Origin of the sequence: Paenibacillus sp. FSL R10-2771, from assembly GCF_038000205.1 — a bacterium.
GTDB classification, from domain to species: domain Bacteria; phylum Bacillota; class Bacilli; order Paenibacillales; family Paenibacillaceae; genus Paenibacillus_AQ; species Paenibacillus_AQ phytohabitans.
On sequence record NZ_JBBOBM010000001.1, the window covers coordinates 6,945,663 to 6,963,889 of the forward strand.

The following is an 18,227-nucleotide window of genomic DNA, read 5'->3' on the forward strand; positions in this document are numbered from 1 at the left end:
CAACTTTATTCGAGTAAAAACGGTTGTACGGGTTTCATCCTATGTAGTCTTTCAATCCAATATAATATAACTTTAGCAGATTTATTGAAGGCTGATTTATGCACTTTCCACCTCTCATCCGGCCCCCTCCGGACTCTTACCCCTCTCCACAGAAAAAAAGAGACCTCCCCCTCCGCTCACGCGGAAGTATGGACATCTCTTCTCCGAAACCAGTCTCTTGGTCTTCAGCACTCTTTTTTACAGCACTCTTTTTTACAGTACTCTTTCTCTACAACACTCATTGCCCGTCATTCTCTTTCTCTACAACACTCGTTCCCCGTCATTCTCTTACTTTACAGCACTCTTGGTCTGCCATTCTCTTTCTCTACGACACTCTTTGTCTCTGTTTCTTTCAAGCCAACATCAATCTCTATATGGTTAAGCCGTATGCCGTGAAGGCTTCAGGCTCATTCCCTTTACTTTTGCCTGCCCTGCTACCGGAGGCTTCAGGGAAACCGCCAGGATGCAGGCCAGGATACACAGCAGACCAATCACGATGAACGTAGGCTTGAACCCGCCCAGGAACGCGGCGATGAACGAGCCGGACAACGCGCCGATGCCGAAGCCCTGATAGACAATGCCATAGTTCTTGCTGTGGTTCTTCAGGCCGAAGAAGTCGCTGACAATCGCCGGGAATACGGTAATATTACCGCCGAAGCAGAAGGCAATCGCCGCCACACAGGTGAAGAATATGCCGTAGCTCAGGGTGGCGTAGCTGAGAGTAAACATCGCTACAGCCGTAACAGCCAGCGTTACACTAATCAGCTTCAAGCGGCTCATGCGGTCGGATAATGCACCCAGAATCAGGCGCCCGGCCGTATTGAAGATGGCGATCATCGCTACAGCATTCGCTGCTGCCGCAACATCCAGTCCGGCCAGCTGCACACCGATATCCTTCACGATGCCGATCAGATAGAGGCCGCTCATGCAGGCGGTGAAGAAGATTACGAACAGCAGGTATGCTTCCTTCGTGCGGAGCATTTCTTTAACAGTGTAATCTTTCGGCACAATAATGGCTCCAGCGGCAGCCTTCACCCGATTCCCGGCAGCCATAGCCGCCGATGCCGGGGCCGCCACTGGCGCTTCCCGGACCAGCATTGAGCCGATTACGATCATAATCATCACCATGAAGCCCCAGTACAGAAAAGCATTCGACACGCCCGCCGACTCAATCAGGCTGCCGTTGATATATTTGAAGATTAGACTGCCCGTGCCGTAAGCACCCACGGATACACCGGAGATCAGTCCCTTATTCTTCGGGAACCACTTAATCAGGTTGGAGAGTGAAGTAATATATGCCGTTCCGTCCGCGTACCCGACAATTACGCCGGCCAGCAGGTAGAACATCGGGAGGGAGCTGGCCTGCGAACTTAGAATCAGACCAAGCCCCAGCATAATTCCGGCAGCAGCGGTCAGTCTGCGGAGGCCGAACCGGTCCTGCAGTTTCCCCGCGAATAGTGTCGCGAAGGCCAGGGCAAAGCTGGTGATGGAAAAAGTTATCGAAACAGAGCTGAGCTCCCAGCCGAACTTGCTGACAAGATGGGCATTGAACAGGCTCCAGGTGTAGATCGTACCCAGTCCCATTTGCATAATCACTGTACCTAGCACGATGAGCCAACGCTTGCTGCCTGGCGTAGTCGTAGTCATGGGTGATTCCCTCTTTCTCTCTAATATCGCTTCCAAAGTCGCTTCAAGGCTTGCTTTGCCTCTTCATTGTAGCGAAAAGATGCTGACTTAAGAGAAATCCGGAATGAGATGACGCAAACGGGGAATGAACTGCCGCTAGAGGCGCATGATCTGCCTGAATTCCTTCACCTTGCCGCGGCTGACCGGCACCTCGAAGTCCAAATCACGCAGCCGGAGCAGATAGGTGTTGTTGAACCAGGGGATGATTTCCTTGATCTTGGACAGATTGACGAGATACGAACGGTGGCAGCGGAAGAACTGCTCCTGCGGCAGGCGGCTATGGAATTCGCTGATGCTTAAGGCCATGCTGTACTCCCCGTCTTTGGTAATGACGCTCGTTGTTTTCTCCTGCGCCGAAGCATAGTAGATCTCGTCCGTATCGACGACGATGATCTTTTCATTTTTCCACAGATTGACCTTACCGCTGCTGAGCTTGACCGGCTCTTCTTCCCCCTGGCGGCTCCTGGCCGCAATGGCCCCCTCCAGCTTCTGCAGCATCGCTTTGATCCGCGTCTCACTGTAAGGCTTCAGGATATAGTCGAACGCTTCGATCTCGAACGCCTCGGCGGCATGCTCCTTATAGGCTGTGATGAACACAATATAGGGCTTGACCGCGAAACGGCTAATATTATGGGCCAGCAGCACGCCGTCAACCGAAGGAATATTGATATCCAGAAAAATCACATCCACCGTATCCGTCTGCAGATACTTCAGCGCATCCAGCCCGTCTTCGAACTCGGCGGCAATCTTGAAACTGCTGTGTGCCTGTATCAGAAAAGCAAGCTCCTGCCTCGCCAGCACTTCATCCTCGACAATTATCGCTCTCATCGCTGCTCCTTTATCACATCAAAGTAAATTTCCGTACCCTTGGCAAGCCGGCGGATCGTCAGACCCGTGCCATAGATCAGCTTCACCCGCTGGTGCACGTTGTACAGTCCGATTTTGTTCCCTTCCATGCTGCCGCTGTAGACCTTGGCAATCGTCTCTTCACTAATTCCCGCTCCGGTGTCGGCAATTCTCACCCTTACGCTGTCCCCGTAGTCTTTGACTGAAATATCCACAGTGCCATTGCCCTTCTCCTTCAAAATCCCGTGGACAATCGCGTTCTCCACCAGCGGCTGAATAATCAGGCTTGGAATACGCACCGCCACCTCATCAATATCGTACAGAACGGTCAGGCGGCTGCCGAAGCGGGCCTTCTCAATCTCCACATAATGCTGGACCTGCTGCAGCTCCCGGTGGATATCAATGGACTCATCGGTCAGCTCCAGATTATATCTCATATACCCCGACAGGTTGACGATCAGCTCGCGCGCCTTGTCCGGATCGATCCGGATCGAGGAGATAATGGCATTCAGCGCATTGAACAGAAAATGGGGGTTGATGCTCGTCTGCAGCGCCTTCAGCTCAGCCTTGTTGGCCATCTCCTTGATCCCCTCCACCCGCGAAACCTCCATTAGTGTAGAGATGATTTGTGACAGCCCGACTGCCATTGCCTGAAGGGAATAGGTGATTTTATGCGCATTGGTATAGTAAATCTTGAGCGCCCCCGTCACTTCACCCTTCTCCTTCAGCGGAATAATGATCAGCGAGCGGATGCCACGGTTCATGTACTCGGTATCGTCATCGCGGATGGTGATCTCCCCGCTCTTCAGCGTCTGCTTGGTCTCTTCACTGATAATCTCATTGGCCTCGGCATAATACTCTTCACCGACACCGACATAGGCCAGAATGAACCGCGTATCGGTAATCGCCACCGCATCCGCTCCGATATCCTCCTTGATAATCCCGCAGATGGTACGCAGCGACTCTGGATTAATATTGCGGAAATACGGAAGCGTCTTGTTGGCAATATCCAGCGCAAGCTTGGACTGCTTGGCCGCAATCCGTTCCTTCTCCCCCTCGACACTCTGCACGAGCGTAACAATTAGCCCGACACTGATCTGACCGATAATCATCGGAAAAGCAATCTTCGACACAATATCCACACCCAGCGAATAAGGGTCCGCCATGATCAGAATCAGCGCCATCGTCAGCGCCTCACAGGCCATCCCGGCCGCGATACCGGCGATCCAGCGTCGTTCCGGTGAGGTGCGCCGGTAGATGATCCCCGATACAAGCCCTGCTGTGATGCTTGTAATCAGACACGGTAGCGAGGTGACCCCGCCGATATCAATCAGGAAACGGTGCACCCCCGAGATAATCCCGGTAATCAGCCCGACCCAGGGGCCGAAGAGAATCCCGCCAGCCATAATGGCGATAATCCGCACATTGACCAGCGACCCTTCCACATTAATCCCGCTGTAGGTTCCGAAGATGGCGAACAGGCTGAAGATCACCGTTACAATCGCCAGCTCCTGCGGCGCATATATCCCTTTGGCAAAAATCTCTTTAAAGCGCGGCAGCCGGGTCAGTACGAACAGACACATCAGCAGCAGCGCCGCCCGCTCAAACAATTGCAGCAGAATACTCAGGTTATGTTGCACATTCAGGCCCCCATCGGACAATCTATCGGTCCATTATAAAGCCTTATTTTTCAGAAAAAAAGGCCTTCTGCGAAGCATACACTTTCCGCTCCATCCGGGCTATAATGGATTATTGTCTTCATTTCAGCAGAGAAAGAAGAGATTATACAATGATAATAACCAGTGAAGCAGACATTCTCCGGCGGGTGATGGGAGATGCCTGGATGATGGATATTCTGAAGGCTGCCGGAACTTTGCAATTACCGGACTGGTGGGTCTGCGCCGGATTTGTGCGGTCGAAGATCTGGGATGTGCAGCATGGTTATACGGAGAGGACACCCCTCGCGGATATTGATGTGATCTATTATGACCCCGGGGACCTGCGGGAGGAAGTGGAGAAATCCTGGGAAGTCCAGCTGAAGCGCCGGTATCCCGGAATCCCCTGGTCAGTCAAGAATCAGGCCAGGATGCATACCGTCAATAACCTGCCGCCCTATTACTCGTCCACAGACGGCATGTCCAAATTCCCCGAGACGGCAACGGCGCTTGGACTCTCCCTGGACGGGAATGGGGAAGTAATTCTGGCCGCACCTCATGGAATTTCGGATGTCATTCAGCTGGTATTGCGGCCCTCGCCTTACTTCGCCGCCCATCCGCATCTGCTGCCTATTTATGAGAAGCGGATTGCAGGCAAGAACTGGCAGAGCATCTGGAGCGGGCTGCGCAGCCTCCCGGCTGACGCTACCTAGTCCGGACTGAGACCCGGTACAACCGCAAAGAGCAGCAGGTACTCCCTGACCGGGGCAGCCTGCTGCTCTTTTTTACAAGACAATGTTATCTGCTTCGTACAGTTATTCTTCCTCAGCTATCCCGCCGGAACACTCTAGTTTACACCGCCAGATCTATCCCCACCACACCTACAATCTCTCCGCGGCCATCCTTAATCGCTCTGGAGAGCGTAATGCAGGAACGTTTGGTAATCGCCGAAACATACGGCTGCGAGACGTACTGGCCTTCATTCATAGCCCCGTTCCACCAGTCACGGCGTTTGGCATTCAGGAGTCCTGCCGCAGGCTCGGAGTAAATGAACGTGCCATCCGTCCGGTTGGACCAGATCGCCTGCACATCCGGAGCCTTACGGATACAGGAAGCAAGGACGCTGCTATGGCTGTCCGCATCCGGTGAATACAGCTCCTGCTTAGCTGAGAGCTCCTCCAGCAATACCTGCATTTCCTGCAGCCGTCCCTCGTACCCGCTCATCTCAATCACCCCGCGCGCCGCAATTGCATTCACTGATTGCTGCAGGGATTGCGACTCCATGAGCAGGCTGGCGCTGATATTATTCAGCTGGCCGATCTGGGACCGCTGCCGGGTGACCTGCTCCAGCGTCAGGTCCACACCTGCGATGGTCTCGTTGACAATACCCACTGCACCGCTGAGTTCGGCTGTCACCTCATCAATCAGCCTGCTCTGCCGCGCAGCCGCAGCGACTGATTCAGCTACCGCCGTCCCCACCTCTTCTATTCTGTCCGAGATATCGCCGAGACGCCGCTTCACGGTTGCTACTTCATTCACACCGTGCTCAACTGCCGACTGCTCTTTCGTAACCGACTCCAGCACCTGCCGCACTCCGTTATTGATATCGAGCAGCACCTCCGTGGAGCGGTCTACCGAACTCCGGCTCTGGTCGGCTAACTGCCTGATCCGGCTGGCCACTACCGCGAAGCCCCGCCCCTGTTCACCCGCCCGCGCAGCTTCAATAGAAGCATTGAGCGCCAGCAGCGAGGTTTCGTTGACAATGCCGACAATCAGCGAGTTAATCTCCTCCACCATGGCAATATGGCCGCTAAGCGTCGTAAATTTGTTCAGCATATCTCCGCTCTGCTCCTGCAGCTCCTCCATGACCTCATCTGTATTCTTCAGTGAATCCACCATCTCGGCCATTCCCGAGCGGGTCGCCTGCATGGTCGCCCCCAGCTTCCCGGTCAGCTCCTCTATATGCTGCGTCACCGCCGCTACTCCGCCCATGGTGGCAAAAGCACCCTCAATATTGGCCTTAGCCTCATTACTGCGCGTCTGCAAATCCACTTCGTATGCATGTGAATAGTCTGCCGTCTGCTGCAGCCCTTCCGTATGGCGGCTAATTTCTTCGAGCGCCCCATGCAGCCGGTCCGAAGTGACAACAATCTCATTGCCCAGCAGCTCCACCTTGCCCCGGGATTCCGCCAGCTGCCGGTCCTTGAGGACTCCGCCGTGATAGCTGTCCAGCGCAAGTCCGCCGAGCGCCGCCATTAGCAGCAGATAGATCACCTTATGTATCCAGTACATATCAACCCATAAGCCGTACACACCTACAAGCAGCAGTAAAACAACGACTAGAACGGCCTTCCCCCGGCGAATACCCATCTTCAACGTTCACTCCACTCTATCATGTTATGTATTCTAACATTATATCAGCAGAGTAAAATTAAGGAAACCATTTCTATACCCATCCTCCATATGGCGTTCCGCTCCACTCCGCCCCGCCCCTGCCACAACAAGTGGATAAATGTATCTTAATTTGCCCGTTTCTTACGAATGAACGGAAGCAAGTGGATTAACAGCACCTATTTATGTTAGTTTTCGCTACTTTGGCTGAATTGGGGTAATTTAAGTGTTCTTTTTCCAACTATTGGTTTGGCAGCACCTTTTCGCGCATCAGCAAGTGGAGGAAATCCATCTATTTCTGCTCCGCTAGCTTCAAGCTAACTAGCACCAACTTTTCCCGCTCCCGCATATTCTTCAGACTCGACAAACCGGTAAAACAGTTGAAAACGAGGAGTATTGGGTTGGGTTGGGTTGGGTTGGGTTGGGTTGGGTTGGGTTGGGTTGGGTTGGGTTGGGTTGGGTTGGGTTGGGGGTTGGGTTGGGTTGGGTTGGGTTGGGTTGGGTTGGGTTGGGTTGGGTTGGGTTGGGTTGGGTTGGGTTGGGTTGGGTTGGGTTGGGTTGGGTTGGGTTGGGTTGGGTTGGGCGCCCGGGGAGGTTCAGACTCCAACATATAACCTCCCAAAAAAAGGACAGCCGTGTACACCGCAGCTTCTGCGTGTAAGGCTGTCCTTCCGGCATCCACCTGGGCGGTTCTATAGAACTGCCGGTTGCATGTTGCCCTCTTGTTTAATCTTAACCATCATTCCCCGGGCGATCCATACTCCGGCCGCTCCGGCCTGTGCAAGGCCGCGGGTAATGCCTGCACCGTCGCCGCCGCAGTAGAGCCCGGAGATCTCGGTCTCGAATTGCTCTGTCAGCTTAGGCCGGGCAGAATAGAACTTCGCCTCAACTCCGTAGAACAGCGTATGCTCGGAGGCAATACCCGGTGTAACCTTCTCCAGCGCCTCGACCATTTCAATCAGGCTCTTCATCGTGATGTACGGCAGGACCAGACCCAGATCGCCAGGCACCGCTTCCTTCAGCGTAGGCTCGAGGAACCCTTCCTTGATCCGTGTCTCCGTGGAACGGCGGCCGCGCAGGATATCGCCGTACTTCTGCACGATCACGCCCCCGCTGGACAGATCATTGGCCCGCTTACAGATTTCCCGGGCATATTCATTCGGTTTATCGAACGGCTCGGTGAAGGTATGGGAGACCAGGAGGGCAAAATTGGTATTCTTGGAGCCAAGCGCCGGGTCCTTGTAGGAGTGTCCGTTCGCTGCCATCACGCCGCTGTGATTCTCCACGACAACATGTCCTGAAGGGTTGCTGCAGAAGGTGCGGACCCGTGTCCCCACAGATGTATTGAAGACGAATTTCCCCTCATAGAGATGCTCGTTGATCTCACGCATCACCACATCAGAGGTTTCCACACGCACCCCAACATCCACCTGGTTGTTGTACATTTTGAGCCGGCGTTTCTTCAGCACCGCAGTCAGCCAGGCAGATCCGTCACGTCCCGGAGCAATCATTACCTGATCCGCCTCATGGCTCTCACCGTTCTTCAAGGTAATGCCCGTAATGCGATGTGCACCGTTCTCCTTGACGGTAACAATATCCTCTACTTCAGTCTTGTACAGCATATCAATGCGCGTCTTCAAATATTCGTATATGGATTTCAGGATTTCCAGGTTTTGTTCTGTTCCCAGATGGCGGACCTGCGCACGCAGCAGCTTAAGCCCTGCCGCATACCCCCGTTGCTCAATCCCGCGGATGCTCTCGGTAGTCGGATCGGTAATAACCGGCGTGGCCCCGTGCTCCAGGTTGATGCTGTCAACATATTCAATCAGCTCCATCACCCTGGAAGGAGGCAGATAATCGGTCATCCAGCCGCCGAACTCGGTCGTGATGTTGAATTTGCCGTCACTATACGCACCCGCACCGCCAAAGCCTGCAGTAATCGAACAGGCCGGCAGACACCCGGCGAATTCCTTACGGCCCGAAGCCGGAGGGCAGAGCTTGATTTTCTCCTCGAGAATCGGGCAATTCCGGCGGTAGATATCATGGCCCTTGTCCACCAGCAGGATCTTCAGCTCCGGTGCTTTAAGTGTCAATTCATAGCAGGCGAATATTCCGGCCGGACCGGCTCCAACAACAATCACATCATATTTACTCATAGGTTCTCTGTTCCTCCCAGGATGAAACGGCTGCCCTGCAGTGGATAAGGGCTGCTCTGTTTCTGCGATAAATATAAATTCACTTACGCAAACAGCACAAAAATCCCGACCTCTTCATAGGTATGCAAAATGCACCCTATTCGTAGCCAGGAATTTACGGTCCCCTGTAGAAACCCCCAAACCTTATCATTGAGGATATACGAACAGCTTAGCTCATTATTGTGAGCCAATTGGAATTCTACAGAAATTATGCGAATGTGTCAAGGATATATCGCATTAATAATTCGTGTTTGCATCATTATATCAGCATTAGTAGCTATAAATACCTAGTGTTAATCACCAAAACACGAACAATGATCACAGTATCGGATTAGGGAGGAAAATCGGGGTAATTGTCGAATATATAAGTATATTGCCACTGGAAAAGAGGAACATCTTATGCACATCCCACCGCCAACTCCTCGCCAAATGTACTGGAACCGTGTCCTCCTCAATACCTTTTGGATGGTCCTGTTTGTTTATCTGGCAAGCCAGCTATTTGTTGCCTTATCCATGTGGGGCCACCGGCCTGAGCTCTCAGGCGGGCAATATTTCATTAACCACATATTGATCCCCGACTCCATACTGCTCGTCTTGCTTCTGATTCTCGAGGTTGTACATAAATGGAAACCGCTGATGTCCGAGTTCTCAATTATTGTCGCAAGCCATCTGTACGGCATTCTGATGATCATGAATCTGAGCACGGAGTTTCATGTGAAGCCGCTGATTATGCTGCTTCCGCTGCTGGTATCCATGATCTATCTGAAGGACAATTATCTGAAGGCTTCCTCGGTTATTTGCCTGATCTATATCATTATGCTGTTCCTCAACACAGCCACCTATGACTATACCCTGCGCATCCAGAACATTATTATCACCCTTATCTTCGCAGGAACTTCACTGGCCGGGTTCGGCGTCATTGCACGGGGACGGGATCTAATGCAGTCACTGGAGAATTCGGTGAAGTCGGAGCAGGATCTGCGCATTCAGAATATTATTATGGACAGGCTGTCCAAGATTGACCCCTTGACCGACTTGTACAATCACAAGACCTTTCATGAATATCTGGGCTGGCTGATTGAGCATCAGCAGAACAATCCTTTCCCCCTGCAGCTGGCGGTTCTCGATATCGACAATTTCAAAAAAGTAAACGACCAGTATGGCCACTGGGTTGGCGATATTGTACTGAAGCAGGTAGCTGCAGTTATGCTGCAGCATATCGGATCGGATGACTTCGCCGCCCGGTACGGGGGTGAAGAGTTCGTTATCATTCTGACCGCCAAGCCGCTGGAGGATTCTGTGCGGATTATGGACAAGATCCTAACCGGAATTGCCGGCCTGCCCATTAATGAAATGGAGAATAAATCGGTTACGGTCAGCATCGGCATGCATGATTATGATGGAACCGATTCGAAGAGCTCCACTTTTCAGCAGGCAGACGATGCCCTGTATGAAGCCAAAAAAACAGGCAAGAACAAAATCGTTATCTTCTAGCTGCGAATAAACATTTTTATAGTTCAAAAAAAGCGGGTCCACAGGCATATTATCCATGCCCGGGACCCGCTTTTATTATGTAATAATCTATAAGCTCTAATTCAGATGATCTACTTCATAACGCTTCTGCGGCACGAGCAGTTCAATTACTTTGCGCTGCGGCACCGGCCGGCTGATCAGGTAACCCTGAACCTTGTCGCAATTCGATTCCTTGAGGAAGGCCAGCTGGCTGAAGTCCTCCACGCCCTCGGCTACAACATCCAGGCCCATCTTATGGCCCAATATAATGATCGTCTGAACGAAGGACTCGCTATAGGCTTTATCCGCAAGGGAATCAATGAAAATTTTGTCCATTTTGAGTGTCGAAATCGGCAGCTGCTGAAGATAGCTTAAGGAGGAGTACCCCGTCCCGAAATCATCCAGCGCAATCCGGATGCCGCGCGACTTCAGGAATTCCAGCTTGCTGACGGTGCTCTCGAACGATTCCATGAATATGGATTCCGTAATCTCCAGCTCCAGACTGCTCGGCTCAAGACCGCTCTCTTCCAGACTATCCAGCACAATCTCCACGAAATCATCCTGCAGCAGCTGAATAATGGAGATATTCACTGATATTTTATAAGAGATTCCGGTAAGCTGGTGGATGCTGTTCATGAATTTGCAGGCTTCCCGCAGCACCCATTCCCCGATATAAATTATCAGCCTGGAATCCTCGGCAATCTTGATGAAGGAGAGCGGAGAGACAAAACCGAGCACCGGACTGTTCCAGCGGATCAAAGCCTCGAATCCCGATATCAGTCCCGTATCGATCTGCACCTGCGGCTGATAATGCAGCTCAAATTCATTATTGTTCATGGCACTCCGCAGATGCTTCTCAATGTTCATCCGTTCATTAAATGCCGTATGCATTGATTTGTCATAAACCACATAAGTGCTTTTTCCTTCTTCTTTGGCCCGGTACATCGCTACATCAGCATTCTTCAGAATCTCCTCCGTCGTCTCCCCGTCCTCCGGGTAGAAGGAGATCCCGATGCTGCAGGAGACGTACAGGTTGCTCTCGCCGATGAGGAAGGATTTGCGGAAGGAGCGCATAATGTCCTCGGCCAGATTCAGCACATCCACGCGGCTCTCTATGTCTTTGAGAAACACTACAAATTCGTCGCCGCCAAGCCGGGAGAGCATGTCCCCTTCCCGGACTACCGACTGCAGGCGCTCGCTGGCCTTGCGGATCAGAATGTCGCCGGATTTATGTCCTAGCGTATCATTAATATACTTGAAGTTGTCTGTGTCTACGAACAGAAGCGCTGCTCTCCCCCCAGGCCGGCGGAAATAATTCTCCATCGTCTCCAGCAGACAGATCCGGTTGGGCAGATTGCTGAGCGAATCCACATAAGCCAGGCGGTGCATGTTCTTCTGATTCTCCAGCAGCATCTCATATTGCCCTACAAGCTCCTGCTGCGTAGCCGTAAGCTGCTCATAGGTTGCTTCAAGCTCCTGATAGCTGTTATTCAGATTGAACTCCGCCTGCTTCCGCTTGCTGATATCAATCAGCGAGCCAAGGAACAGTACGATTTGGTCTCTCGGGTCCACAATCGCCTTCCCTCTAACCTCAAACCAGACGTAGACGTCATCTTTGGTCTTCATCCGGTACTCGGTTTCGTAGATCGGAGTCAGCCCGGTAAGATGCTCCTGTCTGGCTTTGCGTGCAGATTCCTGATCATCCGGATGAATGATGCTGAGCACGCCGCCTTCGAAGGCGTTAATCTCTTCCTCGGTGTAGCCCATGACCTCATACCAGCGGTCCGAGAGCTTGTAGAAGCCGCTATCCCAGTCGAGCTCCCACATATAGGCACCTGAGCCTTCGGAGGCCAGACGGAAACGCCGTTCACTGACGCCCAGCCGGTTGAACTGGTCCTGCAGCTCAACTTCAGTTGCCGCAAGCTCCTCATAGGTAGATTCCAGTTCCTCGTAACTCATCTGCAGCTTAAGTTCGTTCTGTTTGCGTTCATCGATATCAAGCCCGACCAGGACAAATATATCCTCCGCCTGATCATCCATCCCCTTGATCAGGGTAGTGCGGATGGAGAAATAATGCGCAGCCGGAGAATGCTCCGGAAGCTTCAGCTCCACATTAGTCACATAATCGAGATAAACCGCTTTGGTAAGGAGATCCCGCAACACTGCCGCTCCGCCCTCAAGACCAGGCAGGTCATCGATACTCACGCCGAGCACATCCTTCTCTGAAAGCCCGGTCATTGTCTCGGCATATTGATTGAAGCGCACGCTCCGCTTGTCTCCATGAACCGCCCATATGATCATCCCGGTATTCTCGATCACATCCTCGAAGAATTCCTGTTCAGAGTGAATTGTCCGGCGCAGACGCCGGATATATATCCGGAGCAGCACAGCGCCGAATACCAGCAGGATAGCCCCTATGGCCACTCCTGATATGATTCTGTTACGGATCATCGACTGATGATAATCCGAGTGAGCGAAAAAATATTGCTGATACAGCTCTTCGAATGCCCCGGAGCGTTCCAGCCGCTCAAGTCTGGCATTCACATAAGACACCAGCTCCGGCTTGGTCTTGCTGATGCCATAAGCGACATCCTGAGGATAAAGATTGTTCATTTTGCGGACAATCGTTCCGGTCAGTCCCTGTTCAACAATCAGATAATCCACAACCCCCTGATTCTCGAACAGCAGATCAATCTCGCCCTTGCGCAGAGCCTCCACTGCTTCAGGTACGGTTGCATATTCTATGTATTGTGTGGATGAGATTCCCACCTTATTCTGCAGAACAGTTTCCGAATACTGTCCCTTACCTACACCGATTTTGTAATTTTTCAACGTGCTCAGCTTCACTTCTTCACTAAGCTCCTGGCGGGAATAGACGGAAATGTAGCTCCTTAGCACAGGTCTGGAGAACAAGGTATCCTGCTTTCTCTCCTCGGTTACGGCCATGAGGCCGGTCGTGTCGATCTTGCCCTCAGTCAGCAGGCTGTATGTACTCTCCCATTCCCCGGTGCTGTATAGAATAAGATAATCCTTTTTCTCAAAAATCATACTCGTCAGATCAATATCAAAGCCTGTCAGATATCCGTTCTGTATGTACTTGTAAGGGGGATATTCCAGTTCTGCCTGGTACTTAATATCCTGTCTTTCGGCGTGAGCGGCAGCGGCGGGTGTAATCATGAGCACGATGCCAATTAGAAGCAAGAGTTTACACCGCTTCATCGCAATTCTCCTTTGTCCCATAAAAATCGGCTAAACGCATTTATATGAAGCTGTATTCGACAAAAAATGGTAAGGTTCCTGCTAGTTATGCTTCAGTTCTGATAAAATGTGCAAATTCTGCAGAATCGTTTATTTATTGTCGAAGAAGCACATGGAAGCGGCTTTGCCGTCCTTTTAAGGACGGTACGGTTTCAGCGAGAATTTTAAAATAAGAAAATTTATATTTGTATTGCTTTTTGGGAGCAAAATGTGGATAATAACATAAAGGTTGATAATGATTATCATTATTGAATATCTATTATTCATTACTTGACTATATTTGAGTTAAAAGGAGACTGAACACCCATGAACGCAGCCACCACCCGGACCGCATTACAGGTTGACGATTATCTGGATCTGCTCAATCTTGCTGTAAAAGTCGGAGATATGAAATGGCAGAAAGAGATCAAGTCCAGATTGCAGTATATCCTCTGTCTGCAAACCCGATAGATTATTCCGCGCACACAACAGCTAAGCCTCCTGCCATTGGCAAGGACACAGTTGCTGTTAGTTATAGAAGAATGTATATAGCCGCATTTCCGTTACGGGAATGCGGCTTTTTTTGTAGTATACGGGGGCTAATTCCAGGGCGGCTGCATCTGAGGTCTCCGGAATGTTTAATGATATAATGATTAGCATAATATAACGAACAACAGCCCATAGATCGGAGTGTGCAGACTTGAGAAAAATCCTCGCCTTGGTCTTACTATTATCCTTGCTCCGGATCCCCGGCGTCTATGCTGCGGATATTCCTGTACAGCAGGGAGTTGTTACTGATGAAGCCGGCTTACTTACTGCCCAGGAAGCAGAAGCTATCACCCGGATGACCGCAACGGACCGCTATACTCTCCATATCCTGACAATAGACTCTCTTGACGGCGCGGACCCAGCCAGTTATGCAGATGAGGTATACGATACCTGGAACTTGAAGACCCGGGATATCCTGCTTCTGATCGCTTACGGAGACCAGCAGACGGAGATTAACTTCGATAATCCGGAGCTGCAGAACTCGCTCAATGCCTGGTCGCAGAACCTCGGCGGAGCTTCAGGCAGCGCGGCAATCACTAAGCTGCTGGAGACTTACTTCAATCCTTATGCCAGAGACGGTGATTTCGCGGGAGGAATCAGCTCTGTCATTAAGGAGCTGCAAGCCGTCGGCAGCGGACCGGGCAGCGCTGCCGGAGGAACTGCTGGAGGGGGTACAGGTGGTACTGCGGGTGGCGGATCAGGCGGCAACGGCGGGACAGCCGGAAGCAGCGGATCGGAGGCGGCCGAAACCGGCAGGGGCGGACTATCCTTCTTATCGCTCGCCGCTATTGTTGTGGGTGCCGCCTTACTGCTGCTCCTGCTGTACGTGCTGATTACAGGAATGCGCCGCCGCAGCGGGCTTGCAGGGCAGCAGGAATTGTTGTCTGACCTGCTGGTACGGGCGAATCGTGCCCTCGAATCCCTTCAGCCCTTCCAGGGAATCGTGCAGGGCAAGACCGGGGAACTGGTCGAGGGCATATCGAAGCGCCTGACCTCGCAGCTGGTCGAGATCTCAGCGCTGCAGACAACTGGGCAAGGTGCCCTGCCGCCCTTCTACCGCCTGTCCGCTCTCAAAGCAGCAACAGAACAGCTTCAGCAGACGGAAGGTACTTTCCGCACCTCGCTTGAAGAGGAGGAGAAGAATATTGCTGTCATCAGCGAGGCCGACCGGAACGTCAAGCAGCGGATCACCGAACTGAAGCAGGATGCGCCCGAGCTTGACGGACAATTGCAGCAAGCGGCCCAAGAGACCGGCTACCCGCTGCAGGAAATCGCCGAAGACCTGCAGGAGCTGGCCGCAGAAACTGCCAAAGCTGACCAGCTGGAGCTGTTTGACCCGATTGCTGCACAGGATATTACCGCAGAGGCGCAGGAGCGCCAGGAGCAGATTGAGCGGGACCTGCAGGATGTAGATGCTTTTGACGATAAGCTGAAGGCATTCCCCGGGGTTCTGGCCGCTGCCCGCAGCCGAATTGCCGGGCTGATTGAGCAGAACTCCCTGCACAATATGAAGGTTAAGCCCTATGACAGTCTGGAGCAGGCTTCCGCTGCCGCCGGGTCCCTGGAGGCGCCGCTGCGCAGCGGCGACATGGATGAGGTGCGGCGGATCGGTGCCGCGCTGGATGCGCTGCTGGCTGAAGCCGTCGCCATGACGGAACGCCAGGCCATGATCCGGCAGAGCAACCGCGCAGATCTGGAGACGGTGCGCAGCAAGTGGGGGAGCTTGACCCAGCGGCGCAATGAGCTGCAGAGCAAGCTCACCGAGGCGGGGAACCAGTTCGCCCGCCAGCATCTGGACGGTCTGGAGAAGACGCTTGAGGAGACAGGCGCCGCACTGCGGCAAAGCGCAGGCGAAGTGCCGCAGATAGAGACCTGGACCAGCGATGCACGCGGTGAATATGAGAATGCGCGCAGCGGGCTCGACCGGCTGCTAACGCTGCAGGACGAGACTGAAGGCAAATTCAGCAGTATCGACAGCAGTCTGAGCTCTCTGTACGAACGTCTGGACAGCCTGAGAAGGCTGTTCACGGAAGGACAGAGCCGGGTCGATGCGGCACAGAGTCTGCTGCATAGCAGAGGGATTGCTGCACAGAGCCGCTTCCAGCTGTCCCTGCTGCCGGAATATGCCGAGCTGGAGCAGCGCCTGTCCGCCCGTCCATACAATCTGGATGAACTGGAGAGTACAGGCCGTGCTTATGCTTCGCAGATTTCCAGCTTCGTGGAAGAAGCGAACCGGCTTGTCCGCCAGAAGGAAGCGGCGGAGCAGGCCGCCCGGCTGGCAATGATGCGGGAACAGCAGCGCAGAGAACAGGCCCGCAAGCGGATGTCGTCCGGGCCGCCCTCCTCGGGCGGGTTCGGCGGCGGCGGACGTTCCTCCGGCGGCTCCTCCTGGGGCGGCGGCGGCCGGTCGTCGGGCGGCTCTTCCTGGGGCGGCGGCAAGTCCGGCAGGAATTCTTCCGGCGGCTCCAAGTGGTAGACGGCGGATTGCCGGGAGCGGCATAGACATATTTAAGACGGCTTCAGCCAGGGTTATGGCTGAAGCCGTCTTTTTCTGAAGAACCTGTATAAGTCTCGGGGGGGGCTGATGCTGAGAATGTAAGATGTGTTATACAGGCTCCTGCAGCTGCATATGGGCAATGAACTCCATGAATACAGGGGATAGCCGCTGCTCCTTGCGGTAGATAAGCTGAATATAGAACGGCTCCAGCTGCCCGGCCAGGGGAATTCCGGTTAACACGCCGGTGCACAGCTCCTCTTCTACCGCATACCGCGGCAGAAAGGCCGTCCCCCAGCTGTGCTTCACGGCCTGCTTGATCCCCTCGAGATTCCCGAACTCCATATCTACACGCGCAGTTATACCGGATTCCCTGAGCACATGCAGCAGCTGCTTCCGGTACGTGCAGGTACTCTCTGTCAGCACCAGCGGTTCCCCCTCCAGATGCTCCGGGGTAACCGCCTTTTCGGCTGCCAAGGGATGCTCCGGATGGGTGATCACATACAGCTGCTCCTCCCGCAGCGGCAAAGTGACCAGTTCCCCCGACGCATACGGAACATCGAAGATCAGACCGAAATGGGCGGTTTTATCTTTGACTGCGGCGATGATATCTTCTTCAGAGCCGGGCTGTACCCGCAGCTGCATTCCGGTATGCTGCTCCCGGTACCGGTGCAGCCGGTGAGGCAGATAATATGCGGCCAGCGTCTCAATGGCTCCAATATTCAGCACTCCCTGATCACCGCCGGAGATTATTCCTTTAGCTTCCACACTCAGCGCCAGCATTTGCCGGGCATACGGGAGCAGATTGCTGCCGGCGAAGGTTGGAATCATCCCCCTGCCCGATCGCTCCAGCAGAATGGCTCCGTACAGCTCCTCCAGCTTGGCAATCTGCGCCGTTACACTCGATTGTGCGTAACCCAGCACTTCTGCCGCCCGGGTATAACTTCCGTGGTCCGCCACTGTACAAAAGGTCCGTAAATAGGTTAATTCCATACACAGTTCTCCTGAATTATCAATATTTTCGATATTTGCTATCACAGACTATAGATAACTCCAATTATAGATCCCTTATATAATAAAACCAACCCATTTAACCAAGGAGGACTCCGCAATGAAACTACAGGCGAAATCTCAAGTACTGGCTGCTCCGGCAGCGCCCTCCGCGGATGCGGTACGCTATTTCACAGCCAAAGCAGCATTCGAGACCGATGTGGCCGATGTGGTTTACGATCTGCGTGAAGGGATCACCGGCTTTCAGCTGGTCGATGTCCGCGATGCCCGTTCATATGAAGAGGCTCACCTGCCGGGAGCCCTCTCCCTGCCCTCCGGGCGGATAAACCACACTTCTCCGGAGCTGCCCACAGATGATGTACTCATTCTGTATTGCTGGGGACCCGCCTGCAATGGAGCCAGTAAAGCTGCAGCCAGACTGGCTGCGCAGGGCTACCTTGTCAAGGAGATGCTTGGCGGTATTGAGTATTGGCGCAAGGAGGGGGGCATACTGGAGGGCACCCTGCAGGAGGAAGCGCCGCTGTACTATAGCATGCCTGACGGATCGCAATAGCAACAAAGAAGACCCCTAGGAGACTAGTCTCCTAGGGGCCTTCTGCAGCAATCACTCCT

At 53.1% G+C, this 18,227-nt stretch carries 12 protein-coding genes and 1 riboswitch; of the genes, 5 read left to right on the plus strand and 7 right to left on the minus strand.

Annotated features, from left to right (window positions below; genetic code table 11):
• Nucleotides 1-417: 417 nt before the first annotated feature.
• From NSU14_RS29945 to NSU14_RS29955, 3 genes are all read right to left on the minus strand, one after another.
• On the minus strand, nt 418-1,686 hold the full coding sequence (locus tag NSU14_RS29945) for an L-lactate MFS transporter (protein ID WP_340948217.1): 1,269 nt from the start codon (nt 1,684-1,686) through the stop codon (nt 418-420).
• A 135-nt stretch (nt 1,687-1,821) separates the two neighbouring features.
• On the minus strand, nt 1,822-2,553 hold the full coding sequence (locus NSU14_RS29950; protein WP_042133014.1) for a LytR/AlgR family response regulator transcription factor: 732 nt from the start codon (nt 2,551-2,553) through the stop codon (nt 1,822-1,824).
• A complete protein-coding gene (locus NSU14_RS29955; protein WP_418793894.1) occupies nt 2,550-4,154 on the minus strand; it encodes a LytS/YhcK type 5TM receptor domain-containing protein in 1,605 nt (534 codons plus the stop codon). The genes NSU14_RS29950 and NSU14_RS29955 overlap by 4 nt, the downstream gene beginning before the upstream one ends.
• Before the next feature lie 206 nt (nt 4,155-4,360).
• Here NSU14_RS29955 and NSU14_RS29960 point away from each other — a divergent pair, with 206 nt between their 5' ends.
• Complete coding sequence (locus tag NSU14_RS29960; RefSeq protein WP_340948218.1) at nt 4,361-4,939, plus strand: nucleotidyltransferase family protein; 579 nt, start codon at nt 4,361-4,363, stop codon at nt 4,937-4,939.
• A 139-nt stretch (nt 4,940-5,078) separates the two neighbouring features.
• Here NSU14_RS29960 and NSU14_RS29965 read toward each other — a convergent pair whose 3' ends face one another.
• Nucleotides 5,079-6,596, minus strand: coding sequence for a methyl-accepting chemotaxis protein (locus tag NSU14_RS29965; RefSeq protein WP_340948219.1), 1,518 nt, complete (start codon nt 6,594-6,596; stop codon nt 5,079-5,081).
• 713 nt (nt 6,597-7,309) lie between these two features.
• Nucleotides 7,310-8,773 (minus strand): NAD(P)/FAD-dependent oxidoreductase, encoded by a 1,464-nt coding sequence (locus NSU14_RS29970; protein WP_336102877.1) that lies wholly within the window; start codon nt 8,771-8,773, stop codon nt 7,310-7,312.
• Between the two features lie 123 nt (nt 8,774-8,896).
• Nucleotides 8,897-8,996, minus strand: a riboswitch (purine riboswitch).
• A 245-nt stretch (nt 8,997-9,241) separates the two neighbouring features.
• Here NSU14_RS29970 and NSU14_RS29975 point away from each other — a divergent pair.
• Nucleotides 9,242-10,306, plus strand: a complete 1,065-nt coding sequence (locus NSU14_RS29975; RefSeq protein WP_340948220.1) for a GGDEF domain-containing protein — start codon at nt 9,242-9,244, stop codon at nt 10,304-10,306.
• A gap of 96 nt (nt 10,307-10,402) precedes the next feature.
• Here NSU14_RS29975 and NSU14_RS29980 read toward each other — a convergent pair whose 3' ends face one another.
• On the minus strand, nt 10,403-13,501 hold the full coding sequence (locus NSU14_RS29980) for an EAL domain-containing protein (protein WP_340948221.1): 3,099 nt from the start codon (nt 13,499-13,501) through the stop codon (nt 10,403-10,405).
• A gap of 387 nt (nt 13,502-13,888) precedes the next feature.
• Between NSU14_RS29980 and NSU14_RS29985 the strand changes: the two genes are divergently transcribed.
• Both NSU14_RS29985 and NSU14_RS29990 read left to right on the plus strand, forming a co-directional pair.
• Nucleotides 13,889-14,032 carry a hypothetical protein gene (locus tag NSU14_RS29985; RefSeq protein ID WP_171720322.1) on the plus strand — a complete coding sequence of 48 codons (144 nt, stop codon included), beginning with the start codon at nt 13,889-13,891 and terminating at the stop codon, nt 14,030-14,032.
• A gap of 229 nt (nt 14,033-14,261) precedes the next feature.
• Nucleotides 14,262-16,586, plus strand: a complete 2,325-nt coding sequence (locus NSU14_RS29990; RefSeq protein WP_042133007.1) for a TPM domain-containing protein — start codon at nt 14,262-14,264, stop codon at nt 16,584-16,586.
• 129 nt (nt 16,587-16,715) lie between these two features.
• Here NSU14_RS29990 and NSU14_RS29995 read toward each other — a convergent pair whose 3' ends face one another.
• Nucleotides 16,716-17,597, minus strand: a complete 882-nt coding sequence (locus tag NSU14_RS29995) for a LysR family transcriptional regulator (RefSeq protein ID WP_042133006.1) — start codon at nt 17,595-17,597, stop codon at nt 16,716-16,718.
• Between the two features lie 118 nt (nt 17,598-17,715).
• Between NSU14_RS29995 and NSU14_RS30000 the strand changes: the two genes are divergently transcribed.
• A complete protein-coding gene (locus NSU14_RS30000) occupies nt 17,716-18,168 on the plus strand; it encodes a rhodanese-like domain-containing protein (protein WP_042133004.1) in 453 nt (150 codons plus the stop codon).
• Nucleotides 18,169-18,227 lie beyond the last annotated feature (59 nt).